The sequence below is a fragment of the Rummeliibacillus sp. JY-2-4R genome (assembly GCF_053847205.1).
This window is the reverse complement of the sequence record NZ_CM132623.1, coordinates 2101915-2127019: the sequence shown is the minus strand read 5'-3', so window position 1 is coordinate 2127019 and position 25105 is coordinate 2101915. Positions and strand designations below refer to the sequence as shown.

The following is a 25105-nucleotide window of genomic DNA, read 5'->3' as shown; positions in this document are numbered from 1 at the left end:
GGTGTGTTTATTGAAATTGAAGTTATAGCCTCAAAATAAATTAAAAAAATCGCGTATAAAAAGCCGTAAAATGAATACATTTTTACGGCTTTTTGCATGATTTCATACAATCCAACAAAATATCTGAATTCAAAAAAATTACAATTCACATAAAACATGTTCAGGCTGTTTTATACATAAAATATTGATATGTTCAATAGTAAGAGGGGGCCTATATGTATTTATTAAAGAAAATTATCGTTATTATCATAGGAAGCATCTTTTTATCATTAGGAATCAATCTATTTTTGGCTCCTCATGAAATACTAGATGGTGGTATTGTGGGATTATCACTCATTTTAAACTATTTGTACGATTTAGAAGTTGGTCTCATGATTATGCTCCTTTCTGTACCCATTTTTATCGTTGCATGGGTGCGATATAGGCATTATTTTTATAATAGTTTGCATGGGTTATTATTTTCTTCCTTTATCATAGATTTATTAAAACCTTTGCGTTCTCTTGTTCACTTGAATCCAATTCCTAGCTCTATCATTGGAGGAGTGTGCATTGGTACGGGCATGGGTTTGATGCTCCGATTCCACACTAGTACTGGAGGAACAGATTTAATTGCTCAATTTTTAAGTGTCAAAACTGGTATAAATGTAGGAATCATCATCTTTATGATTGATGTGACGGTGATCATACTTGGTGGAGTGCTCATATCTGCAAATACATTATATTTATCCATCATTACATTAATGGTTGTGGGGATGACTACAAGTCTTGTTACTAGGAAAATTACTCACGCATAAATTTTAAAATTCACCTCGAATTATTCGCCATTAGAACATATTTTCGGTAAAATATAGGTATGAATTGTAAAGAGGTGGATGCTTTTTGAAGACCGTCGTTTTAGCCGAAAAACCCTCACAGGCGAAGGCATATGCAGACGCTTTTAAAGTAATGAAGAAAACAAAAAACTACATAGAATTGCAACCATGTGCAACATTTCCTGAAGGTGCTACTATTACCTGGGGAATAGGTCATTTAGTAGAACTAAAACAGCCAGCAGACTATAAGCCCGAATGGAAAAGATGGTCATTAACACAACTTCCGATGATTCCTGATCGTTATGAATTTCGAGTGTCGAAAGGTAAATGGGATCAATTTCAAGAGGTTAAGAGACTTTTTAAAGATGCAGATTTACTTATTAACGCATGTGATGTGGACCGTGAAGGATCGAATATTTTCTACTCCATATTACGTCAAACAGGTATCCGCAATAAACCCATTCAACGATTATGGATCAATTCGCTAGAAATAGATGAGATACGAAAAGGATTTTCGAACTTGCGCGATAATCAAAAAGACCTTCTTTTATATCGTGAAGCACAAACTCGCCAAATTAGTGACTGGCTAGTAGGAATGAATGCAAGTCGACTTTATACAATGCTTTTAAAAGCAAAAGGATTAAATGAAACGATGTCTATTGGTCGAGTACAATCACCAACAGTTTATATGATCTTCCAAAGACAACTAGAGATTGAGAACTTCAAACCATCTAATTTCTATGAAATAACTGGTGACTTTCTAGCGGAACATGGTCCATATAAAGGGAAAGCTAATGTGAAAAAGGACAAGCGAGAAGAAGTAGAGGCTATATTAGTACAAGCAGGAATACTAGAAAATCAACAAATTCCAGGAACAATCAAAGATGTGAAAAAGCTTCGTAAATCGATTAAACCACCAAAATTGCATTCACTTTCAACTTTACAGGCAAAGGCCAATAAAATATGGAAATATAGTCCAGCAAAAGTGTTAGAAATTGTACAGTCTTTATATGAGAAAAAACTGGTTTCGTATCCTCGTTCCGATTGTCAATACATTACAGATGCGGAATTCTCCTATTTAGCCAATCAAATTCCGGCCTATCAACGAATCATAGGACAACCATTTGAAGTAGCAAATAGTCGTCCACAAAAGCGTTATGTTGACTCATCTAAAGTGGAGGAGCACTATGCCATCATTCCAACAAAGACCATTCCATCTGATGTAAAAGTGGCGGGATTACAGGAGATGGAACGGAATATTTATTATGAAATTGTCCGTAGTATGCTTGCAATGTTTCATAGAGATTATTTATATGAAGAAACGACAATCATGACTATCGTTAAAGGGATTGATTTTAAAACGGTAGGGAAAGTAGAAATAGACAAAGGATTCCAAGAATTATGGCCAGCTTCACCTAAAAAGAAAGAAGAGCCATTATTACCACATGTGGCAATAAATGATGTGGTTGAATCACTTATCCACATTCACGAAGGTACAACTCAACCACCAAAACCCTATACAGAAGGTCAACTGGTACAAATGATGAAAACCTGCGGAAAATTCATAGAAGATGAGGGCCAAAGTGATATTTTAAAAGAAGTAGAAGGATTGGGAACAGAGGCAACTAGGTCTGGTATTATCGAAACCATTAAAAGACATGGCTATATCGAAGTGGCTAAAAATATCGTCTCAGTCACGGATAAAGGGCGCGTACTTTGCGAAAGCATTGAAGGTTCACTTTTATCAAGTCCAGCTATGACTGCCAAATGGGAAACGTATTTACGTAAAATCGGCAATGGTATGGGTTCTCAAGAAGCCTTCTTGGGTAGCGTTTCGAAATTCTTACATCATTTAATAGAAGTAACACCAGAAAAAGTAGCAGGTACCAATATACAAGCAGCAATCGAAGCAGCTCCATCAGATGAACCAATCGTAGAATGTCCAATTTGTCATCAGGGGAAACTGGTTGCAAGAAAATCCTTTTACGGCTGCTCCAACTACCGAGCCGGTTGCAAATTTACAGTTTCGAAAACTATTGCAAGCAAAAAATTGTCACCCAATCAAGTAAAAGACCTTTGTCAAAACGGTGTGACCAAAGAAATGAAAGGCTTTAAATCAAAAAAAGGCTCTAGTTTTTCAGCAAAGCTAAAATTGGATCAAGGAAAAGTTATTTTTGATTTTAATTGAATTTCATAATTAAATTTGTAAAAGACAAGAGCTAAAAACAGTTCTTGTCTTTTTTAGATTTGGCATGGGAAATTTATCTCTTTAATCTGTAAGCGAGAAAACAAAAAATACAGAAATTAAAAATTCATATTTACATTTTGCTTAATATAATTCAAAAGAATAAATAACACTAATTAAGACAAACTTTTAGTATGAAAATAATTAGATAAAAGTAAGCAGATGGGCAAAGGAGATGCTTGTACGTGAATAACGGAAACTGCGATTTCACACCGATGCAACAAATTATAAAAGAAGATATCGTCCTATTGATGGGTTCTTTAAAAGTTAGCTTAGATAGTATGGGGGAAGATAATTACTGTCTTCTTGGGAATTTAGAAGATGCCAAAGAGAAATTTGAAGAGATTGAGATGAAAGCAGCTACGTTTTATTTAAATTGCTACCTATCTCCGTATACAGATAAATATCCGGAAATCTCAAAATGTGCGCAAAATTTATCAACTGTACGACATGGAGCATTAATCGTGATTGAAAGGGAAGATTCACTTGTGCCATTAATGCAACCAGGAATTTCTATAAAGGCAGAGTTAACTCATCCATTGTTAGAGTCCATATTTTATCCGGGTAATCCACTACATGATGGAGCAGTATTAGTCAGTCATAATCATATTGAATCAGCAGCGAATGTACTTCCGCTCTCACTTCAATCAACTGGTGATAAAAAATTAGGGACGCGCCATCGAGCAGCTTTAGGTCTATCAGAGAGAAGTGATGCCCTAATACTTGTCGTTTCTGAGGAAACAGGTAAGGTATCATTCGCTGTTAATGGTAAACTTTATCCAGTAACCTTGTGAAATTTATACATCATCAGGTCTTGGGCCAGGAGATTTGCCGGTATTTTCAGAGGTCATGATTGGACGTACTGTAATATCTCCATTGACAATAATTTGACAGGATAAACGCAAAAAATCATCATATATATGAGGATCAACCCCTTTATTTACAAAAGCTTTCTTTTCTTTACTGGTTATTTCTAAATAGTCTCCAGCTAAAATCTCTACCCTGCATGTAGTACATTTTGCTTTCCCTCCACAACGATGCAGAATATTAACACCGTTATCCTCCAAGGCAAGCACTAATTTTGTTCCTTTTTCAACTTCAAATGATTTCCCACCAAGTATTGTTACACACGGCATATTGATTCACCTCAATTAAAATAGATAAAATAACAGTTATTTTTTTATTATCACCCAGTCGTACATTCTTTAGACATTGCAAATGATTTCCAATGATAAAAAAAGACTTAAAGAGCAAATAACCTCTTTAAGTCTTTTTTACGAGTACTTGATATTTAAATTCTTTTAATTAATTTCCAACATTCGAAAAGTCAATTTTATATTGCTTTTTAGGCCGACCACGTAGCTTTTCTGATTTCTTAAATGTAACCATAGCAACTTTTTTATCTTCCATCTTTTTTAATATACGATTTGCTTGACGAACGGATACCCCAAGTTGATAGGCTAAATCTTCAGCAGTGATTTCATCTGTTTGTAGCTTTTGAAGCAGTGCTAATATTTTTTGTATTTGCATAGTTGAAATGCCAATACTTTCACTTAAATTTTGCAATTGTGTATCAATTTTATTGGTAAATTGTAAACAAGTATCTTCTCCAAGTGGACCAATGATTTCGTCATTATTTGTAATTACATAAGAACAAGAACTATTGGTACTAACTGCCTGAGCATGAGCAGTATATGCATTAGAGCTTGCTTGATAAAACGTAGTTCCTATTCCCCAACCTATGTGTACTTGTAGAGATAGTACATCGGTTAAATATTCTAGCAAACCACATGATTGATAATCATTTGTTAACATTTTCAAATCTGCTTGTGAGGTAATCACTTGAAAATTATCATCCTTTTTCACAATGGCAGATAGCTCATGATGCAAATCGTTATATTCAAGTAAAGCCTTATGGAGCTTAATATTATTTAATTCATCATTATTCTTGTCAATTGAAACAACTCCGATTGCATCTTGTTGATCAAGTAAATTGGTAATTTGCAATTCATTGGCTATATTTTTTACTTGCTCAAGAAGCGATTCAGTCGATGGGAAAATAAATACGGTCGGAATACCTGCATCCTTTAATAAATTTACTATATTACTGATTCTAGTAACAACTAAATCAATTCTTTTTTCTTTCCATAAACATAAGTATTTTGAAAAGGCATCTTCATATAAGTCATTGTTAAACGTTAATTCGATTAACTGGGGAAATTCATCTTCTGGTAATACTTCATATAAGCTTTGATAGTTGTTTTCAGTGTTGAATAAATCCATGCAAACTCTTGAAAATTTAATCGTTTTGTTTGAATTACTAATAACAAACAATTGTTTATAAAAGTCACCTTCCGTAATGTCTAAAAAGTAGGTAGGTGTCTCAAATTCTTTCAAATCTTGTTTAGCAATTGTGTAGCCCATGCTACCACTAAATAAAATACCATCAAAAAACAAATGGTTATTTTTATATAAAAGAGTAATTTCATCAATTTTTTTATACGGAATATATGTAATCGAGCATTGACCTTCTAACAATGGCTCGATTTTTTTAATTGAATTAATTGAATGTTGGGCGGTAATCACACCGAGTTTGATCATGTATTCTCTTACCCTTCTAAAATTTTCTCTAAATGTAAGTATACAATGTATTTCCATTTTTATGTACTTATTAGTATTATGGAATAATTATTTTTTTCAGAATTATTGCCAAGTTATTTTGCTTTTGCTATAATTCTGTTAACGGACATGTCTTAAATAGGTCCGAAATTAGTAACAAGGGGTGCTTTTATGCAAGAAAATGTATACAACAACAAAAATAAAACGATTGTATTAACGCTGCTTTTCTTAACTTGGGTAGTAAACTATCTAGACAAAAATTCAATGTCAGTTGCGTTAATATCTATTTCAAAACAATTTCATTTAACTACTACACAAAGTGGGATGATTATTAGTAGTTTCTTCTTAGCCTATGCTTTTATGCAACTACTTGGGGGATGGCTAACAGATAAGTATGGATCAAAAAAAGTAATTTTATTTTCACTATTATTCTGGTCCATATTCACTGTAGTTACTGGGTTTGCATGGTCATTTGTGTCATTAATTGCTATACGATTCCTGTTCGGATTAGGTGAAGGAAGTTTCCCTCCAGCAAGTTCAGTCGCATTAGCAGAGAATTTTCCAAAAGAGCAACGTGGACGAGCTAAAGGTGTATTGTCAGCTTCAACACAAATTGGTTCTATTATTTCAGTATTATTAGCAGCAGTATTAATCAAAAATGTTGGTTGGCAAAACATGTTCCATATTTTTGGGATTCTAGGTTTTGTATTCATGATTTTACTTTGGAAATTCTTACCTAACAGAGCTTCACAAAAGAAGGAAAAAAACGGAAATAAAGTTTCCTATTTAAACGTTTTGAAAATGAAATCAGTTTGGTTGTTAATGTTAATCTATTTCGGTATGAGTATGGTGAACTGGGGACTAAATTCATGGTTGCCATCTTATTGGGTAAATGCACGTCATCTGGAACTAGTGAAAACAGGGGCCATCTCAATGATCCCAACCGCATGTTCTTTAATTGGTATTTTGTTAAGTTCTTGGATATTAGATAAATTAAAACCTGGGAAAGAAAAATATCTTATTATTTTAGGGTCATTAATCTCAATATTCGCACTTTATTTTACTATCAGTGCTGGAAGCGTTTCCTTAGCAGTGACAGATTTATGTTTTGCATATTTTGGCGTTGGATTAATTTCAGTTGTCCTTGCATTACCTTTAAAATACTATGGTCAAAATTCAATGGGTTCAGCAGTAGGGATGATGTATTTTGGTGGACAAATGGCAGGAACACTTGCTCCAACGTTAATGGGTTATATGATTTCAGTATTCCATGGGTCATACAATGGTGCTTTTGTTTTGCTAATCGTTTCATTAGTAATTCCAATTATTGCAAGTCTATTTCTAAATATGAAAGGAGACGGAGAGAAAAATTCAAAAGCACAAAAATTGAGTAATGAAGTTGGGAGTGAAGCAGTGTGATCGACATGCTTAGCGATGTTGAAAAATTAGTGGATTTAATTGAAGATAAAAAACAAAAATGGATTGATACAAGTAAAGAGATTTGGGAATATGCCGAAACTCGTTTTACTGAACATAAATCTGCAAAATTATTAACAAGCGTACTGGAAGAAGAAGGTTTTTTAGTTGAAAGAGGAATAGCTGAAATGCCTACAGCTTTTGTAGCAAGCTTTGGTTCAGGAAAACCTGTTGTAGCGATTTTAGGTGAATATGATGCTTTATCAGGACTTAGTCAAGAGGGTGGTGAAATTACAGCTAACCCGATAGTATCTGGTGGAAATGGTCATGGTTGCGGACATAATCTATTAGGTACTGCATCACTTGCAGCAGCTGTAGCATTAAAAGACTATATGGAACAAGAAGGAATCATCGGTACAGTTAAATACTTTGGCTGCCCTGCTGAAGAAGGTGGTTCTGGAAAAACTTATATGGCCAGAGCTGGCGTATTTAAAGATGTAGATTTTGCTTTATGCTGGCACCCTTGGACTGTAAACAGAATTTTGCCAGGAAATTCTTTAGCGAATATTCAAGCTTTTTTCCGCTTTAAAGGAAAAAGCTCACATGCTGCAGTCTCTCCACATCTAGGAAGAAGTGCATTAGATGCAGTTGAATTAATGAATGTCGGTGTCAATTATTTAAGAGAACATATTATCCAAGATGCTCGAGTCCATTATGCTGTGACGAATACTGGTGGCTTCTCTCCAAATGTCGTGCAAGAAAATGCGGAAGTATTATATTTGGTTCGTGCACCAAAAAATCAACAAGTAGAAGAAATCTATGAACGTGTTTGTGATATTGCCAAAGGTGCAGCATTGATGACTGGAACAGATGTTGAAATTGTATTTGATAAAGCATGTTCAAATGTGATTCCAAATAATACATTGAATACGAAAATGGCAGAAGTATTTAATGAAATTGGTGTTCCAGTTTATTCAGAAGAAGAAATGGATTTTGCTAGAAAATTACAATCAACTTTAACGAAAGAAGATATTCAATCTGATTTAAATAATTTACCTAAAGAATTTGCAGGAAAATTAAAAGATAAATCGATTGCTGATATCATTAAACCTTATTTTGATCGCGATATTGATGAAAAATTAGGCGGATCATCAGATGTGGGTGATGTAAGTTGGCTTGTACCAACAGCTCAAGTAGGTACAGCATGTTGGGTAATCGGTACACCTGCACATACTTGGCAAGTTGTATCGATAGGAGCTACCTCGATTGGACAAAAAGGAATGTTACAAGCTGGTAAAGTAATAGCTGGTACAGCTCTTGAGGTTATGAAAAATCCTGAACTCCTTGCTAAAGCAAAAGCAGAATTAGAAGAAAGTCTAGATGGAAATAGATATAAATGTCCAATTCCACAATCAATAAAGCCAGGACAAAATGAAAAATAATGTATTGAAGAATTATAATATAGTAGACAAAATTACGATATTGTGAGATAATGATATTTATGCTGATTAGCTAATTAGAAGTTATTGGCATTCTACTATATGTTTTTGAAGATACTTATTCACACTGGCGTGGCTTTGGGGTCACAAGGACGCGAAAGAAGGTAGGGTTCGCGTTGCTTAAGTTAGAGAACTTTCCAGTGGAATTTTACCGCGGCAAGTAAGAGAGAATTGAGGTTCTCTAGTATATTCCCCGGATGATCGGGTTGAAATTTGACTTTCAAAAATTAGCTAATATATAGAAATCCAAGGGGTACGCTAAAATTTAGTGTACCCCTTGTCCAATTCTATGACTACTATTAGCATTTAACATACTAAAAACATTATTGGTATATACCTCGTTAGTCTATATAGAGAATAAGGATTTTACAATAAGAAAAATAAAATAAAAATAAAATAAATAAAAGAAAACGGTGAAGATTCTCACTGTTTTAAAACGGTAAAAATCTTGAACAATATTCTTTACAAAACATTTACATTTAAATAAGAATAAAATCCAAAGTTTTGACTAATTCTAATGGCTGGAGGTGATTTAACTTGGCAAAACAAAAAAATAATAAGAATAAGAATAACGTGGATCGTGAAGAATTTGGCTACGGTTATGATCTTAGCCCGGATGATTTAGATGTTGTTGGCCAAAACAATGCGGCAAAAGCTAAAAATCAAAATGAAAATAATGGTCAACCATCTGCGAAAGAAAACCAATCAAAGCTAAATCAATAATTGAATCAAAAAAGTACCACAAATGAAACGATATACATTGTTTCGATTTGTGGTACTTTTCATTTAGGCTATGTAATGGAATCTGGAATCTTGTTGAGGTTTATAATATTGATTTTCGAAATGGTTAACCACATAGATATAAACATCAGTATTCCAAAAATATCAGAAACAATGATACTGCTACCTACAAATAAATGTTCATAATGAAATAATGGAGTATTGTAAATTGCTATAAAAATTGAAAGTACACTAAATATAAGACTAAGTTTATTTTTAGTTATTCTATAGAAGAAACACAAAAGAGTAGCATAAGCCCAAAATTGCGAATCATACCAAGCGTGTGATAGCCTAATCTCTTCCTTTGTATGGAAATAAATCAAAACTAAACCTAATAAAATAAGAAAGGCAATAATTGGTGCAACTTTAACCAGCTTTAATAGCCTAATATGACGATTATTTATTTTATACGTTTCTTGATTTGATTTGATTAAATTTTTTAAAACGAAATAATTAAAATAAATAAACATTAAACTACAAGTGAATATTAAAATCTGCATTATTTCACCATCCATACTATTATCAATAACTATAAATAAATTAACCTAGAATAGGAAAAAATTTCATTTAATTTTAAAAAACAATACACAGACTCATTTTTATTTGAGAAATTCATGTAGTTGATATATATATAAGACTTAAGCCAATTGATATCATTGTTTTCCTAATTCAAAACGAATAGCCCTCACGATTTGATACTGAATCATTCCCATCTCTTCAGCTGTTTCTTTTGCTCCATTCGCTAACCATTCCTCTATTACACCGAAAATAGCTGAAGTAATAAAAGATATAAAATAGTTTTTGAAAAATACTACTTCATTATATTGATCATCTTTTGTTCTCTCATTTGGCATATGGGAAAGGACTTTTTTGAGGATCGTTTCTTTATATAAGTTTTTTATCTTTTTTGAAAATGCGGGATCTCCCGTTGGTCCAAGAAGTACTTTAAAAGCAGTTGATTCCGAACTAAAATAGGTAAACATTTGAATGATAGGAGGGTAGGGTTTACCCATTTCTATAAAACCTAGTCCCTCTAAAGGTTCCATATCATTCAAACATGCTTCTAATCCTGTTAGTAATCGCTCTTGGATTTGAGTCAATAAATCATATTTGTCTAGATAGTGCAAATAAAAGGTGCCACGATTAAGACCGGTTTTAGCAGCCAAACCTTGAACAGTGACACCTTGAATTCCGTGTTCTGACATAATGGCAATACATGCATCTTGTAATTTTTGCTTTGTGTCTAAATTCATTTGTTCATGGAATTTACTCATTGAGTTTCAGATACCTTTCGTAAAATAAAAAAGTTTATGTAAATAATTATTTAGTTCGTTCTAGCTTAGCAATTCTTTTAGACAATTGACTCATTTGCTTTTGTAATTGTTCAATTTGATTAGAATTATTTTCATCTTTTTGATGATTCTTTGTATCCTCAATGACTTCTTGCTGTAGGGCAATTGATGCAGCAATTGTTGAGAGTCCATCTCCAAGAGTTGAAATTGCACTTACGATAACTGCTAATTTTGCAGCATAATTTTCAGGTGATTCTAGATGATTATTAGTTTGATCATTTCTCATGAAATACCTCCCAGTAGTAGTAGCTGAAATTTTTCCTTGTAATCCATTATATGATTTACAACTATTTACATGAAAAATCTCCTAAAAATTATAGCTCACCACTGTCAAAAAAGTGTTTTATGAATGTACATTGTTAGAAGTAATAATTATACTCAACACATTCCAAAAGACTGTTTATTGAGTTCTAAGGGGGACTCACTTACACTTATTATATAATCAACACCGTGTTTAGTGAAAGGATGATCGAAATGAGTGTTTCTGTTGAAATTACTGATGTGACTAAACAATTTCACAAACATGTAGTTTTGCAAGATATTAACCTATCTGTTCAAAAAGGGAAAATCTTCGGTATGATTGGACCTTCTGGTTGTGGAAAGACAACTTTAATTAAAGTGATGGTTGGCATGTTAAAAGCAGACCATGGAAATGTTAAAGTTTTAGACAAATCAGTTCCTCAATTTGATTTATTAGATAAAATAGGGTATATGGCTCAATCCGATGCGTTGTACACTGATTTAACAGGATATGAAAATCTCCAATTTTATGCTAAATTGTATGGATTTAAGAAAATGAAAAGACTTCAACAAATTGCCTATGCTGCTGAAGTAGTGCAATTAACAGATTTCCTAAAAAGAAAAGTACAGGATTATTCAGGCGGGATGAAACGCCGACTTTCACTTGCGATTGCATTGATTCAAAATCCAGAAATTTTAATTTTAGATGAACCAACCGTAGGTATTGATCCCGCATTAAAGAAAACCATTTGGCGAGAACTTGAAAGATTACGAGACGAAGAACAAAAAACAATTTTCATCACAACACATGTCATGGATGAAGCGGAGAAATGTGACGAATTGGCATTAATGCGAGAAGGCAAGATAATTGCACAAGGCACACCTGCAGAGCTAAAAACACAATTCGAAGCAGACAACTTTGATGATGTATTCCTTAAAGCAGGAGGTCATCAAAATTGAGAATATTCGCATTAGTAACCCGAATCATTCAACAAATTTTTAGAGATAAACGAACAATGGCGCTGCTCTTTTTGGCCCCATTACTTGTGCTCAGTTTGATGTACTTTATATTTCATTCAAATGAAGTAGATACAACATTAGGTGTTGTGAATGTTAATGGAAAAATTGTGAATACAATTGAAAAGTCTGATATAAAAGTTATGAAGTTTGAAAGTTTATCAACAAAAAAAGCTTTAAACGAGAAACTCGATGGATGGTTAGAAGTTCGAGATGGAAAACTCTTGTTAACATTACAAAATGATCAACCAAGTCGTGCGAAGGCGCTCCAATTAAAGCTAAAACAAGCACTCTCAGGCACGCCACAACAAACTTCATCTATTTCGATTGATTATGTATATGGAGATCAGGATACTGCACTATTTGATGTGATTAGTCCCATTTTAGTTAGTTTTTTTGTATTTTTCTTTGTCTTTTTAATTGCTGGAATTGCGTTATTAAAAGAACGCACAACGGGAACTTTAGAAAGATTGCTCTCAACACCAATCAAACGTTATGAAATCGTGATAGGTTATTTAGTAGGATATGGGATTTTTGCTATTATCCAAACTTTACTTGTTGTTTTTTATGCAGTCAATATTCTAGATGTTGTATTGGTAGGCTCGATTTGGAATGTACTACTGATTAATATTTGCTTAAGCATAGTTGCCTTGTCTCTCGGGATTCTATTGTCAAGTTTCGCTTCATCGGAGTTCCAAATGGTGCAATTTATCCCATTGGTCATTATCCCGCAAATATTCTTTACAGGATTATTTCCGATGGATGGGATGGCTGAGTGGTTAGTGAATATCGGTAGGGTTATGCCACTGTATTATGCTTCAGATGCTATTACTGGAGTAATGTATAAAGGGTATAGTTTTCATGATATTACTTTAGATTTATCCGTATTAGTTGGATTTGCCATAATATTTATCATGTTAAATATTCTCTCATTAAAAAAATATCGTGCTCTATAAAAGAAAACAAATATAATCTTAAAATTTAGTATGAACATATTGACATTCAATTTAAACTGTTGCATTCTAATATATAAATATAAATGCAAAAATTGAAGACTAGTACGTGTATCCCTTCTGTAAAAGAGAGCAATGTTCACCGGCTGAAAGACATTGTAATAGAACTATGCGGAACCTACTTCATAGCTCCTAGCAAAACTAGGCGCAGTCTCAAGCGTTATGAGGAATGAGTGGAATATCGAATTTGATGTTCAACTAAGGTGGTACCACGAAAATAACCCTTTTCGTCCTTAAATTTTAAGGATGGAAAGGGTTTTTTTAATAGGAGGATTTGCAATGGAAAAGAAACGTATTGTTGTGAAAATTGGGAGCAGCTCTTTGACCAATTCTAAGGGTGAAATTGATCAAAAGAAATTTCATGATCATATACAGGCAATTGCAAAATTAAAACAAGCTGGCCATGAAGTCGTTCTTGTATCCTCAGGCGCAGTCGCTTGTGGATTCCGAAAACTTGGATATTCATCAAGACCCGTCACAATTAAAGGTAAGCAAGCAGCTGCAGCTGTTGGTCAAAGTTTACTCGTTCAATCGTATACTGAGCAATTAAATGAATTCGGCATCGTCACTGCACAGATTTTGTTGACAAGAACAGACTTTTCCAAAAAAAATCGTTACAAAAATGCTTATGCAACATTGTCTGAATTATTAGAGCGATCAGTCATGCCAATTATCAATGAAAATGATACCGTTTCTGTAAAAGAATTAACATTTGGTGATAATGATATGTTATCAGCCTTAGTAAGTGGTTTAGTGCATGCAGATCAACTGATTATTCTAACAGATATAAATGGCCTTTATAATGCAAATCCGAAGAAAAATCCAAATGCCATTCGTATCAATCAATTGTCTGAAATTACAGATGAAATGCTTGGCTATGCAACGTCAGAAGGCTCAAAAGTAGGGACTGGCGGTATGCAATCTAAGTTATATGCTGCAAAAACAGCGTTTGACTTAGGCGTTAAAGTATTTATAGGTTGTGGTGCAGGTGAAGATAAACTGCTTGGCATTTTGAATGGCCATGGAGATGGAACTTATATTGAAAAAGAAGAACTACCCATCTTGCCAAGCCAAAAACAATGGATTTCATTGTTCTCAGCTGTCGCTGGTAAAATTACCATTGATAATGGGGCAGAGATCGCCTTAATGGAACAGGGGAAAAGCTTGTTACCTGCAGGAGTCATTGATTTAGCAGGGGAATTTTCTACTGGTGATGTAGTAGAAGTATATGGTACACATGGGTTATTAGGTAGGGGAGAGGTTCTATATTCGTCCGACCAATTAGAACAATCAATGGGAAAAAGAACATCGGATTTTAATGCTCCTTCTATTGAAGTAATCCATCGTGATCGCTTTGTTCAAATATAAATAAGGGGGAACTGTAGATGACAGAGGTTCATGAAAAGGGAAAGTTTGCAAAGATTGCAAGCTATGAGATGAATCAAAAAACAACAATTGAAAAAAATGAGGCATTACAATTAATTGCCAATCAACTACTTGAAGACCAACAATTCATTCTTGAAGAAAATCAAAAAGATATACTGAATGGTCAAGAAAAAGGACTGTCTGCGTCTATTCTTGATCGTATATTTTTAACAGAAGAACGATTAAAGGGTATTGTTGAAGGAATTGAATTGGTGATTAGTTTGCCTGACCCAATTGGGGAAGTACTTGAAAATATTGAGAAAGACAATGGTCTTCATATTGAGAAAAAACGTGTACCCCTTGGTGTGATTGGCATGATTTATGAAGCACGTCCAAATGTTACTGTAGATGCTGCTGCACTTACTTTAAAAACAGGAAACGCAGTAATTCTTCGAGGAAGTTCTTCTGCAAAATATTCTAATATAGCTTTAGTGGCATCAATCAAACATGCATTAGGTCAATCAAAACTTCCTGTAGATGCTGTACAACTTATTGAAAATACATCTCATGATGCTGCTGAAGAATTGTTCCATTTAAAAGAATACTTAGATGTTCTTATACCACGTGGAAGCAAAAACCTTATTGATACAGTCGTTTCGAAAGCAACTGTTCCAGTATTAGAAACGGGTGCTGGAAATTGTCATATATATATAGATGAAACTGCAGATTATCTAATGGCAAAAGACATTGTGATCAATGCAAAAACACAACGACCTTCTGTTTGTAACGCAGCTGAAAGTCTATTAATACATGAAAATTGGTATGAAAAGTACGGTAGTGAATTGATAGACACACTACTTCAGAAAGATATAACTATAATTGGTGATCAACATGTTCAGCAGTTGAACGCTAATGTTAAGCCGGCTACTGAGGAAGACTATGCAACTGAATATTTAGCATTAACGCTCAGTGCGAAGATTGTAAAGAATGTTGATGAAGCGATTTTGCATATTAACCAATATGGAACGAAACACTCTGAAGCAATCGTTACTGAAAGTAAAGAAAATGCATCGAAATTCCAAACGAATGTAGACGCTGCAGCAGTTTATCATAATGCATCCACACGTTTTACAGATGGTTTTGAATTTGGGTATGGAGCAGAAATTGGGATCAGTACGCAAAAACTACATGCGAGAGGTCCAATGGGGTTACCAGCTTTAGCATCATCGAAATTTTATATTTCAGGTAGTGGACAAACACGTTAAAAATAGATTAAAATTAATGAATTTTGGTCGATGAAAGGACGAGTCTATAGTATAATTACTATCAGATTTTAATAATTTACAAATAAGAAAGTAGTGACCAATTATGGCAACAGCATCACACACAGTAGAAGTACAAGCAACTCAAAAAGAAGTATGGGAATTTGTCAGTCAAATGGAAAAATGGGCTACACTTGTACCAGGGTACCGCGAACATGAAATCATCGATGAAAAACGATCTACATGGACTTTCGCTGGAAATGTAGGTGCATTAAAAAAAGAAGTAAAAATACAAATTGATATTATTGATTTCGTAGAACCATCTAAAATCAACTTTGAGTTAACAGGATTATCCGATAAATTTTCAGGTAATGGTTACTTTGAAGATGTTGCAATCGATGCAAACAAAACACAAATGACAGGACATTTAGAAGTAAAAGCAGGCGGATTAGCTGCTCCAATTCTAAATCCAATCTTTACAGCAGTACTTCCAAAAGCAACAAGTGTCCTTACAAATCGTGTTGCCAATAAAATTCAATTGGTTAATGCTTAATTTAAGTATTGTCCATAAAGGTATCGAAGAGTTGCTCTTTCGATACCTTTTTCCTTTTAATTAGTCATTCTGATATATCTTGATAGCCATTTCATTGTTTTGTCTCCCTTTATTAGATATAGTTTTTAATAGGGAATAAAATTAAATAAACAAAGATCCGATAAAAAAGCGGAACAATTATGCAATTTTGTTTATGAAATTAATGAAGTATATTTTCAAAAGTCAGGAGTTATATATGAAGAGTTATTTTTATACCCATCCAAATACCATTACAGAAACCCCTATTTTAACAATCAAAAATGAACAAAAAGAAACCGTTTATACATGTCAAAGAATATACAGCAATGGGATCAAACGCACACTGGACCGTTTGTTAGAAAATAAATATTTCTTAACATACAAAACATATGATTTAAAAAAACAAGAACTTTTCACCTGTAAGAAAATATCGAAAAAAGGCAAAATTTATTTTGAGGCAATTGATGAAAAAACGAAAGAAAAATACATGATTGACTATGATGGATGGCAACAGCTAATTCCAGATCTTATCATCAAAAAAGATGACTTTATCATGAAAATACATAAAGAAATGGATGATTGGTCACTCTTTTTAGTAGATAATTTAGTGGTGGCAAAATGGCAAGCAAAACTTCTAGACAATGAATTTCACATCGAATTACAACTTGAAGAAAATGCAATAATAAATAATCCGGCCTTTTATATTGCAATTTGCCAATGTGTTTTATATATAGGTGGCTGATAAATACTAATGGAAATTGATATACATCTAAATTTGGTCATGAAGCAAATATGAAAAAGCAACTAATGAACTTGAAATTTGCTCTAAACTATGAATTATATATATAGGTGTCTTTCTTAACATTCATTTTACTCATAATAAAATAAGATGTATACTATAAATGTATTATAATTATAAATTTATAGGATTAGGATTTACAACGATGTAAATCCAGTAGAAAACAAGAATAAATTACTATTATGGACACATGTCATTAATAATATTTTACAAACTTTGATTCGATTGTTTTTATTAACCGTGTGTTTAAATCACTCTTTTTTAAAACACTTTTTCTATTTGCTCCATATAAAGAATTAAATTAACCTGATTCTACGGCCTAAAGCACCTGAAATTGAATCTTTGTGCATTTTTTCACATAAAATTTTCAAAATTGATGGAAACTATTTTCATTAAGGTGTATTATTCTGTAGTAGGCATATAAAGTGGTATATTCCACAAATATATAGGATAGAGGTTATTAATAGATCGTCAAAAACTTTCGAATCTATTGTCAAAAAGATGATCAGGTAGGACTTCTTAATAATGGGTAAAAGAGTAAGTAAAAAGTAATTAGTTATTGTAAAGGAGAATTGAATATGTCAGAAACGACTAATCAAATACAAGCTGAACAATCAGCTGTAAGCCAAGAAAAACTTGATGTATTGGAACAACTATTAAAACCTGAGGTACAAGATTCTATTACTGTATTGGTAAACGAGTTACCAAAGTTGACTGAAATGGTACAAACATTAACAAAAGTCTATGATGTTGCAATGTCTTTAGCTACTGATGATGTGTTAAAAAACGATATCGTTGGAGCTGTAGGAGAAATTGCAACTCCAGTTGTGAATTCTGCTAAAGGTTTGGCACAAACTGCAATTGAAGCAAAAGACCGTGCTGCAGAAAGCACTGAAACTATTGGTCTATTTGGAATGTTGCGTTTGCTTAAAGATCCACAAGTACAACAACTATTCCGTTTTGCTAACGCTTTCCTTGAAGTAAGCAAAGAACATAAAAATTAAGAAGTAGTCTTACATCAATACCTATATGGAGGATTAACTATGTCAAAAAAAATACTTATTTTAGGCGCAGGTTATGGCGGCGTTTTAACTGCTTTAACTTTCCGCAAATACGCTACAAAAGAAGAGGCGGAAGTTACTGTTGTCAACCAATTCCCAACTCACCAAATCATTACTGAACTTCACCGTTTAGCTGGTGGTACAATAAAAGAACAAGCAATTGCATTCCCATTAGAAAAACTTTTCAAAGGAAAAGATATCAATCTTAAAATTGCAACAGTTACAGAAATTTCACCTGATAAAAAATTTGTAAAATTAAATGATGGTTCATCTTTATCTTACGATACTTTAGTAGTAGCTTTAGGTAGCCAAACAGGATTCTTCGGTATTCCTGGATTAGAAGAAAATAGTATGGTACTTAAATCTGTTAATGATGCAAACCATATTAATGCTCATATTGAATCTAAAATTAAAGCATACGCTGAATCTAAAAACCCAGCAGATGGCACAATTGTAATTGGCGGTGGCGGCCTAACAGGTATTGAACTTGTTGGTGAAATCATTGACAATATGCCAAAAGTTGCTGAAAAGTACGGAGTTGATTTCAGCGAATTCCAAGTTAAATTAGTAGAAGCAGGTCCAAAAGTACTTCCTGTATTCCCAGATACATTAATTGATCGTGCTACTGAATCATTATCTAAACGTGGTGTTGAATTCATAACTGGGCTACCAGTAACAGCAGTAGAAGGTAACAAAATTTCTCTTAAAGACGGTTCAGTAATTGAAGCTAATACATTTGTATGGACTGGTGGGGTTGCTGCACTTCCAGTTGTAGCTGAGTCAGGCTTAGAAGTAAACCGTGGAAAAGCAACTATCAATGAATTCTTACAATCTACTTCTCACGCTGATGTATTCGTAGTTGGAGATAGTTCTGTTCTAATTCCTGAAGAAGGCGCTCGTCCATTATATGCACCAACTGCACAAGTTGCTTGGCAAATGGGTGAAACTGCTGGTTATAACTTATTTGCACAAATTAAAAAACAACCTATGAGAAAATTTAGCGCAATTAACTCAGGTACACTAGCATCACTAGGACGTAAAGATGGCGTTGCTACAGTTGGAGGTAACAATACTGAACTTAAAGGTTTACCTGCATCATTGATGAAAGAAGCAAGTAACATGCGTTACCTTTCACACATTAAAGCACTTTACGGTTTAGTATACTAAGCCACTCCATAAAAAAGCCGACTTCTCACAAATGGAAGTCGGTTTTTTTGGGCAAAGAATTGTTTTATTTAAGTTGTTGTTGAATATCATGCATAATTTTTTCTAAGGTTATGACGACACCTTTCTCATCTTTAAACATGATATGTTTTGGTTTGAAATGAACAGGGGATTCAATTCCTGCAGCTGCCGCAATTCGAAATAGTCCTTTTCTTAGAGTAATTAAATAGTTTACAACTCTGTATTTCTTTTCGTCTATCACAAGTGCCTTTTGTAAATCAGGGTCAGTTGTTGCAACACCAACGGGGCACGAATTGGAATTGCATCGCATAGCTTGAATACAGCCAATCGTAATCATAAATCCACGTGCAATATTGACTAAATCAGCACCCATCGCAATTGCAATAGCGATTCGGTCAGGTGTAAACATTTTTCCTGATGCGATTATTTTCACTTGATCTCGTACACCATATTTTTTTAAAGTAGAGACTACAATAGGTAAAGCTGATCTTATAGGGAGTCCTACACTGTCAATCAATTCTTGATATGAAGCACCAGTACCACCTTCTCCGCCATCTACTGTGATGAAATCAGGGCCCTTGCCAGTTTCTTTCATATACTTTGCTAGTTCCTCAATACTATCAATACTACCAACTACAATCTTCATACCTACAGGTTTCCCAGTATGAGTTCGTATCTTATCGATAAATTCACATAAAGAAGTTACATCGCCAAACTGATGAAACCGATTTGGACTGTCCACTGATTTATATGGTTCAACCTTACGAATTTCAGCTACTTCAGGGGTAACTTTTTCCGCATCAATATGGCCACCACGTGCTTTTGCACCTTGAGCGAGTTTAATCTCAAATGCTTTAATTTCTGGAATCTCACTTTTCCTTTTTAATTCGTCCCAATCAACACTACCATTCTTATCACGAATGCCAAATAAACCAGGGCCAATCTGCATGATAATATCAACCCCACCTTTTAAATGATAGGGTGAAAGCCCACCTTCACCAGTGTTCATCCACGTGCCTTTTGCTAAGCTAAGTCCTTCTGATAATGCTGTTATCGCTCGATTTCCTAAAGAACCATAACTCATTGCTGACATACCTATAAGGCTTTTGACTATAAATGGATTTTTTGTTTTCGGTCCTATGACAACAGCATCGTCATCATGAAGTAAAAAAGCAGATGTCTCTTCAACCTCCCAATTTTCTACACGTTGAGAAAAAAGCGGATCACTGATCAAAATATATCTTTTTGTCCTCACCCTTTTTTCATTATCTACTTTGATTTCTTCTGTTAATTTGGGAAACATATCATTACGAACATAAAATCCTTCTTTTTCAAAATCACGTTTCGAACCAAATGCAGCTACTTCACGCATATACTTTGCGCCTTTTACGATATGCTCATAATCTACACGTGAAAATGGTTTCCCTTCAAGATCTGCATCAAACCAATATTGACGCATCTCAGGACCAATTTTTTCAAAAAAGTATCGAATTCTTCCAAGTAAAGGATAATTCCGTAAAATAGCATGACGTTTTTGCGTGCGGTCAATTGAAAACATATAAACTAGAAAAACAAGAGCTACAATTATTGCAAGCAATACGATTCCAAATACGATGACAATTAGCCAATCTGCAATATTCATTTTTTCCTCCTAAAAAATCGACATCGATCTACTCTTAATTTTTCGCGAAAATCCTACCAATTATTCAATAATATGAGGAGAGATGCCAAAATTAGACCAGATGAACCTTGATTTACACTTTAAATACGTTTAGAATTTCAATTAGATGAAAAAATTGCATCTCGAATAAGAGGTTTTAGCTACCCTCTTTAAAAAAACTAAGAAGAACAGTACTCTTTCTTAGAGTGCTGTTTTTTTCGGATAAAGGAGTCTTTTTAATTGAATGAATTTAGAATAATAGACAAACTGCAGAAAATTGATGAGGATATACAACGAAATGAACTAAAATATCATGCGAAACGTGTACTTGTGAGCAAAGAATTTACTTTTGATGCTGCTCATCACCTTCATTGTTACGAAGGAAAATGCAAAAATTTACATGGACATACCTACAGAGTTGTATTTGGGATAAGTGGATTTACTGATGAACGTGGATTGACAATTGATTTTGGAGATATCAAAACGATTTGGAAAGAAAAAATTGAGATTTATCTAGATCATCGATATCTAAATGAAACATTACCATTGATGAATACGACTGCGGAGAACATAGTGGTTTGGATATATGAAAGAATGGAAGAAGCATTAAAACAAAGCTATATGTATAAAGAGACAAGAGTAGAATTTGTTCGCCTATTTGAAACTCCTACAAGCTATGCAGAGGCAAGAAGGGAGTGGATGGAAGTTGAATAAAATTCCAGTTATTGAGATTTTCGGTCCAACAATACAAGGGGAGGGGATGGTAATTGGTCAAAAAACCATGTTTGTCCGCACTGCAGGTTGTGATTATTCTTGCACGTGGTGCGATTCCTCCTTTACATGGGATGGTAGTGGCAAAAATCTCATTAAACAAATGACAGCAAACGAGATATGGGAAGAACTAAAAAGAATTGGTGGTGATGGATTTTCATTTGTCACCATTTCAGGTGGAAATCCAGCGCTATTGAAGAATATTGATTGCTTGGTTTCACTCTTAAAAGAAAAAAATATACAAATAGGTGTAGAAACACAAGGGAGTAGATGGCAAGAATGGTTTTATCAAATCGATGAACTAACGATATCACCAAAACCACCAAGCTCAGGTATGAAAACAAATATCGATATTTTAGATGAAATTATAGAAAAGCTTACAGTAAATAATAACCTTCAACATGTTTCATTGAAGATTGTCGTTTTTGATGATGAAGATTATCAGTTTGCTAAAAGAATACATCAACGTTATCAGAATATACCTTTTTATCTTCAGGTTGGAAATGATGATATCACTACGACAGATCAATCACAATTAGTCAGTAATCTAATCTCTAAATATGAAATACTAATTGAAAAAGTAATCCATGATAAAGAAATAACGAATGTTAAAGTGCTACCACAATTACATACGTATATATGGGGAAATAAAAGGGGAGTTTAAATTAGTCAATGTTTGATTATAGCACCTATGCTACACTAGTCTTCAAAGGAGTGAATGAATCGAAGTGAATGGATTTAAATTATTTAGTGGACTAGTAGGTGCCACACTATTAATGTGTTATGACTTTTTTAGCGAATGGTCTATTTGGAATTTGTTTCCGAAATGGCTATTACTTGTTGTAGGATTTGCATTGTTAATGTTTAGTGTATATCCTCCTTCTGATGCCAAGGCTAAATTAAAACATTTTTATGTAGAAAATACTGTCATGGTGTACTTAGTGGCATGTATACTATTTTTACCGAATCTTGGTGGAAACTCAACTGTTGGATTCAGTCTAAATGAGCCGTTTTTATGGATTATTGTACTTTTAACGGTCTGGCAACTAAGTTCATATCGTAAAAGAATTCTCAAAGAAATGAGGATTAACTAAAAATGAAACATGAAGTAATGATACTAGATTATTCTTTTCATGGTCCGATAACATGTTTTATCAAAATTCAAGGGATTGACGCAAGAAATAAGCAATCGTTTGAAGGATTCATCCGAATGGTTGATGGGATTCCTTATGGAGATTTATTGATACCAGATAAAAGTGGTTTATCATTAGAATGTATACAATATGTTAAGAATTACATATGTGAACGGTATGAAAAAGGGTATTTTTCATAATACTTATTATAAAAAATGAAGATTTAAAGATTATTCTCGCAGAAAGCGGAAAAGTAAGAATGGAAGATTTAAAATCCATCAAATATTAACTTGAGGTTTTTTGTATAGAATAGTATAGCCTATGTTGAAGTGGAATTAGCTCTGTCTCTTTACGGGGAAGCGAGCCAATTCCACTTTTCATTCAGACATAATTTGATTAATAGAATCAATTTTATATTCTGCTTTATCCTCTACTAACTTTTTAGATTAGTCTAATTATACTAATTTATCTTTCATCCTAATAATGCTATTATATTATTACGTTGAATTTATGTAGTTCAAAATTCATCATAAAGGAGGATGAAAAGCATGTCTGTGTTTAAAAAAATAAGCGTTGGATTTATTGTTTTATTTATCTTTATCTTGTTATTAATGGGGGTAAATAATAATCGGATGAATAGTGTTGTTGGTTCATTTGATAATGTCATCGATTCCAATATAAAAAATATGAACTTGGTCAACAATATAAAATCAAATCTTGCAAATGAGGGTTTATATTTAAGGGGATATCTTTTAGAAGATCATAATTCGAATAAGCAAAAACTACTTACATATCAAGATTATTTAACAAAATCAGTTGATGAATTAAAAAAGAATGCTAATACAAAAAAACTTAAAGATTATTCAGCGATGCTTGGTGATTTAATAGTGAAAAACAATCAAGTGATCAATGATATTGTTCAATTAAAAGAGCAAGGACAGAATGCGGATGCGATTGCCCAATTAACGAATGCGGAATCTGCAAACCATGACATGATGAGTTTAATCACAACTGTCGAAAAATTCCAACAAAACGAGTTGGAAAATGCAAGGCAAAGCGTCATTCATAATTCAGCTGTAGCAAAGTATATTTCAATCATTATTGCTATTTGTGGTATGATTACTTCCTTAGTATTTATCAATAGAGTTAGAAGAATAATTGTAAAACCATTATTAAAAGTAGTTGCAGGCGCAAAACAAATCGCATCAGGAAATTTAACACAAGAAGATATAAATCTCAAATCAAAAGACGAGGTAGGGGAACTTGCTAATTCTTTCAATGAAATGAAAAAGAATTTACAATCCATAATTCAGCATATTGGAGATGGTTCTCGTCAACTATCGTCATCAATTGAAGAACTTGCAGCATCAACTGAAGAGATTTCGAATGCTGCTGATGAAGTTACAAATAGTGTGGAAGAGACATCACAAGGGGTAAATGATTCAGCAGAAATAGCAAAAGACACCGTTTATGCTATGCAAGAAACATCTATTGGTGTTCAAAAAATAGCAGAAGCATCCCAAATAATTTTTGAGGAAGCAAAACAAGCAACCGATCTTGCCGATAGCGGTGGTAAGATTTTAGAAATTGCAAAAGGCCAAGTTAAGATTATTGCTAATTCTACAAATCAAACAAATGAATTAATTATTAGACTAAAAAAACAGACTGCTGATATAAAAAATATGACAAATGGTATAACAGATATCTCAGATCAAACCAATTTATTAGCATTAAATGCAGCGATTGAAGCTGCTAGAGCAGGAGAGCATGGTAAAGGCTTTGCGGTGGTTGCAGATGAAGTGAAGAAATTAGCAGAGGAATCAAAAAGCTTAAGCGTGAAAATTGTAGAGTTAACGAATACAATTCAATCAGATACAGAAGTCGTAGCAAATTCAGTAACACAGAGTTTAAAAAATGTAGATGAAGGCGTTTATGTCATTACCAATGCAGCAGAAGCATTTAGTCATATTGTTGAATCTGTAAAAGAAATGACTAGCCGTATAGAAGATGTTACAGCAACTTCAGAACAAATGTCTGCATCAAGTGAAGAAGTAACAGCATCTATTGAAGAAATCTCCAATCAATCGCAACTTGCAGCTCAGGCAACAAGTAATATTTCAAGTTCCGTTGTAGAGCAAAATGCAACATTACAAGAAATAAATAGTGTTGTTCAAGAATTAAGCAGACAAGCAGTAGAATTGCAAGAATTAACACATCGATTTAAATTAATCTAATCTTCTTGACATTCATACAAGCTATCCTTATGTTAGTTTTATAGACTAAGGATAGCTGTAATTTTAATTTG

The 25105-nt window shown here is 33.5% G+C and carries 25 protein-coding genes and 1 other annotated feature; of the genes, 19 read left to right on the top strand and 6 right to left on the bottom strand.

What is annotated here, in order from left to right:
* Positions 1-215: 215 nt before the first annotated feature.
* The 3 genes from ACWV26_RS10260 (at position 216) to cdaS (ending at position 3851) form a co-directional block, all read left to right on the top strand.
* A complete protein-coding gene (locus ACWV26_RS10260) occupies positions 216-794 on the top strand; it encodes a YitT family protein (protein ID WP_455894668.1) in 579 nt (192 codons plus the stop codon).
* 85 nt (positions 795-879) lie between these two features.
* Positions 880-3000, top strand: coding sequence for a DNA topoisomerase 3 (locus ACWV26_RS10255; RefSeq protein ID WP_455894667.1), 2121 nt, complete (start codon positions 880-882; stop codon positions 2998-3000).
* 242 nt (positions 3001-3242) lie between these two features.
* Positions 3243-3851, top strand: coding sequence for a sporulation-specific diadenylate cyclase CdaS (gene cdaS, locus ACWV26_RS10250; RefSeq protein WP_455894666.1), 609 nt, complete (start codon positions 3243-3245; stop codon positions 3849-3851).
* Between the two features lie 3 nt (positions 3852-3854).
* On the opposite strand, the gene ACWV26_RS10245 is transcribed toward cdaS, so the two are convergent.
* A complete protein-coding gene (locus ACWV26_RS10245; protein ID WP_455894665.1) occupies positions 3855-4193 on the bottom strand; it encodes a 2Fe-2S iron-sulfur cluster-binding protein in 339 nt (112 codons plus the stop codon).
* Between the two features lie 169 nt (positions 4194-4362).
* A complete protein-coding gene (locus tag ACWV26_RS10240; RefSeq protein ID WP_455894664.1) occupies positions 4363-5658 on the bottom strand; it encodes a transcriptional regulator in 1296 nt (431 codons plus the stop codon).
* A 189-nt stretch (positions 5659-5847) separates the two neighbouring features.
* On the opposite strand from ACWV26_RS10240, the gene ACWV26_RS10235 reads away from it, so the two are divergent.
* The 3 genes from ACWV26_RS10235 to ACWV26_RS10225 all read left to right on the top strand — a co-directional run bounded on the left by ACWV26_RS10235 (position 5848) and on the right by ACWV26_RS10225 (position 9314).
* On the top strand, positions 5848-7095 hold the full coding sequence (locus ACWV26_RS10235) for an MFS transporter (protein ID WP_455894663.1): 1248 nt from the start codon (positions 5848-5850) through the stop codon (positions 7093-7095).
* Positions 7096-7100: 5 nt separating this feature from the next.
* Positions 7101-8534, top strand: a complete 1434-nt coding sequence (locus ACWV26_RS10230) for a M20 family metallopeptidase (RefSeq protein WP_455898222.1) — start codon at positions 7101-7103, stop codon at positions 8532-8534.
* A 594-nt stretch (positions 8535-9128) separates the two neighbouring features.
* Positions 9129-9314 carry a hypothetical protein gene (locus ACWV26_RS10225; protein ID WP_455894662.1) on the top strand — a complete coding sequence of 62 codons (186 nt, stop codon included), beginning with the start codon at positions 9129-9131 and terminating at the stop codon, positions 9312-9314.
* 68 nt (positions 9315-9382) lie between these two features.
* Here the strand turns inward: ACWV26_RS10225 and ACWV26_RS10220 are convergent, their stop codons facing one another.
* From ACWV26_RS10220 to ACWV26_RS10210, 3 genes are all read right to left on the bottom strand, one after another.
* Complete coding sequence (locus ACWV26_RS10220) at positions 9383-9871, bottom strand: hypothetical protein (RefSeq protein WP_455894661.1); 489 nt, start codon at positions 9869-9871, stop codon at positions 9383-9385.
* A gap of 153 nt (positions 9872-10024) precedes the next feature.
* Entirely contained in the window at positions 10025-10645 is a 621-nt protein-coding gene (locus ACWV26_RS10215; RefSeq protein ID WP_455894660.1) for a TetR/AcrR family transcriptional regulator, read from the bottom strand.
* A gap of 46 nt (positions 10646-10691) precedes the next feature.
* The gene (locus ACWV26_RS10210; protein WP_455894659.1) at positions 10692-10949 is read right to left on the bottom strand and encodes a hypothetical protein; all 258 of its coding nucleotides are present in this window, start codon (positions 10947-10949) and stop codon (positions 10692-10694) included.
* A 248-nt stretch (positions 10950-11197) separates the two neighbouring features.
* On the opposite strand from ACWV26_RS10210, the gene ACWV26_RS10205 reads away from it, so the two are divergent.
* The 8 genes from ACWV26_RS10205 to ACWV26_RS10170 all read left to right on the top strand — a co-directional run bounded on the left by ACWV26_RS10205 (position 11198) and on the right by ACWV26_RS10170 (position 19218).
* Positions 11198-11923, top strand: coding sequence for an ABC transporter ATP-binding protein (locus tag ACWV26_RS10205; protein ID WP_455894658.1), 726 nt, complete (start codon positions 11198-11200; stop codon positions 11921-11923).
* Positions 11920-12936 (top strand): ABC transporter permease, encoded by a 1017-nt coding sequence (locus tag ACWV26_RS10200; RefSeq protein ID WP_455894657.1) that lies wholly within the window; start codon positions 11920-11922, stop codon positions 12934-12936. The genes ACWV26_RS10205 and ACWV26_RS10200 overlap by 4 nt, the downstream gene beginning before the upstream one ends.
* A gap of 79 nt (positions 12937-13015) precedes the next feature.
* Positions 13016-13231 (top strand) — a binding site (T-box leader).
* A gap of 41 nt (positions 13232-13272) precedes the next feature.
* On the top strand, positions 13273-14361 hold the full coding sequence (gene proB, locus ACWV26_RS10195) for a glutamate 5-kinase (RefSeq protein ID WP_455894656.1): 1089 nt from the start codon (positions 13273-13275) through the stop codon (positions 14359-14361).
* 17 nt (positions 14362-14378) lie between these two features.
* Complete coding sequence (locus ACWV26_RS10190; RefSeq protein WP_455894655.1) at positions 14379-15623, top strand: glutamate-5-semialdehyde dehydrogenase; 1245 nt, start codon at positions 14379-14381, stop codon at positions 15621-15623.
* A gap of 103 nt (positions 15624-15726) precedes the next feature.
* Positions 15727-16173 (top strand): CoxG family protein, encoded by a 447-nt coding sequence (locus tag ACWV26_RS10185; protein WP_455894654.1) that lies wholly within the window; start codon positions 15727-15729, stop codon positions 16171-16173.
* A 235-nt stretch (positions 16174-16408) separates the two neighbouring features.
* Entirely contained in the window at positions 16409-16933 is a 525-nt protein-coding gene (locus ACWV26_RS10180) for a tubby C-terminal domain-like protein (protein WP_455894653.1), read from the top strand.
* Positions 16934-17568: 635 nt separating this feature from the next.
* Complete coding sequence (locus ACWV26_RS10175) at positions 17569-17994, top strand: DUF1641 domain-containing protein (RefSeq protein WP_455894652.1); 426 nt, start codon at positions 17569-17571, stop codon at positions 17992-17994.
* 39 nt (positions 17995-18033) lie between these two features.
* A complete protein-coding gene (locus tag ACWV26_RS10170) occupies positions 18034-19218 on the top strand; it encodes an NAD(P)/FAD-dependent oxidoreductase (RefSeq protein WP_455894651.1) in 1185 nt (394 codons plus the stop codon).
* 64 nt (positions 19219-19282) lie between these two features.
* Here ACWV26_RS10170 and ACWV26_RS10165 read toward each other — a convergent pair whose 3' ends face one another.
* Positions 19283-20878: an FMN-binding glutamate synthase family protein gene (locus tag ACWV26_RS10165; protein WP_455894650.1), complete on the bottom strand. Its 1596-nt coding sequence runs from the start codon at positions 20876-20878 to the stop codon at positions 19283-19285.
* 258 nt (positions 20879-21136) lie between these two features.
* Between ACWV26_RS10165 and queD the strand changes: the two genes are divergently transcribed.
* The 5 genes from queD to ACWV26_RS10140 all read left to right on the top strand — a co-directional run bounded on the left by queD (position 21137) and on the right by ACWV26_RS10140 (position 25034).
* The gene (queD, locus tag ACWV26_RS10160; protein ID WP_455894649.1) at positions 21137-21610 is read left to right on the top strand and encodes a 6-carboxytetrahydropterin synthase QueD; all 474 of its coding nucleotides are present in this window, start codon (positions 21137-21139) and stop codon (positions 21608-21610) included.
* Entirely contained in the window at positions 21603-22331 is a 729-nt protein-coding gene (gene queE, locus ACWV26_RS10155) for a 7-carboxy-7-deazaguanine synthase QueE (protein WP_455894648.1), read from the top strand. The genes queD and queE overlap by 8 nt, the downstream gene beginning before the upstream one ends.
* A 64-nt stretch (positions 22332-22395) precedes the next feature.
* Complete coding sequence (locus tag ACWV26_RS10150; protein ID WP_455894647.1) at positions 22396-22761, top strand: hypothetical protein; 366 nt, start codon at positions 22396-22398, stop codon at positions 22759-22761.
* 2 nt (positions 22762-22763) lie between these two features.
* Positions 22764-23000, top strand: a complete 237-nt coding sequence (locus ACWV26_RS10145) for a hypothetical protein (RefSeq protein ID WP_455894646.1) — start codon at positions 22764-22766, stop codon at positions 22998-23000.
* A gap of 348 nt (positions 23001-23348) precedes the next feature.
* Positions 23349-25034 carry a methyl-accepting chemotaxis protein gene (locus ACWV26_RS10140; RefSeq protein WP_455894645.1) on the top strand — a complete coding sequence of 562 codons (1686 nt, stop codon included), beginning with the start codon at positions 23349-23351 and terminating at the stop codon, positions 25032-25034.
* Positions 25035-25105 lie beyond the last annotated feature (71 nt).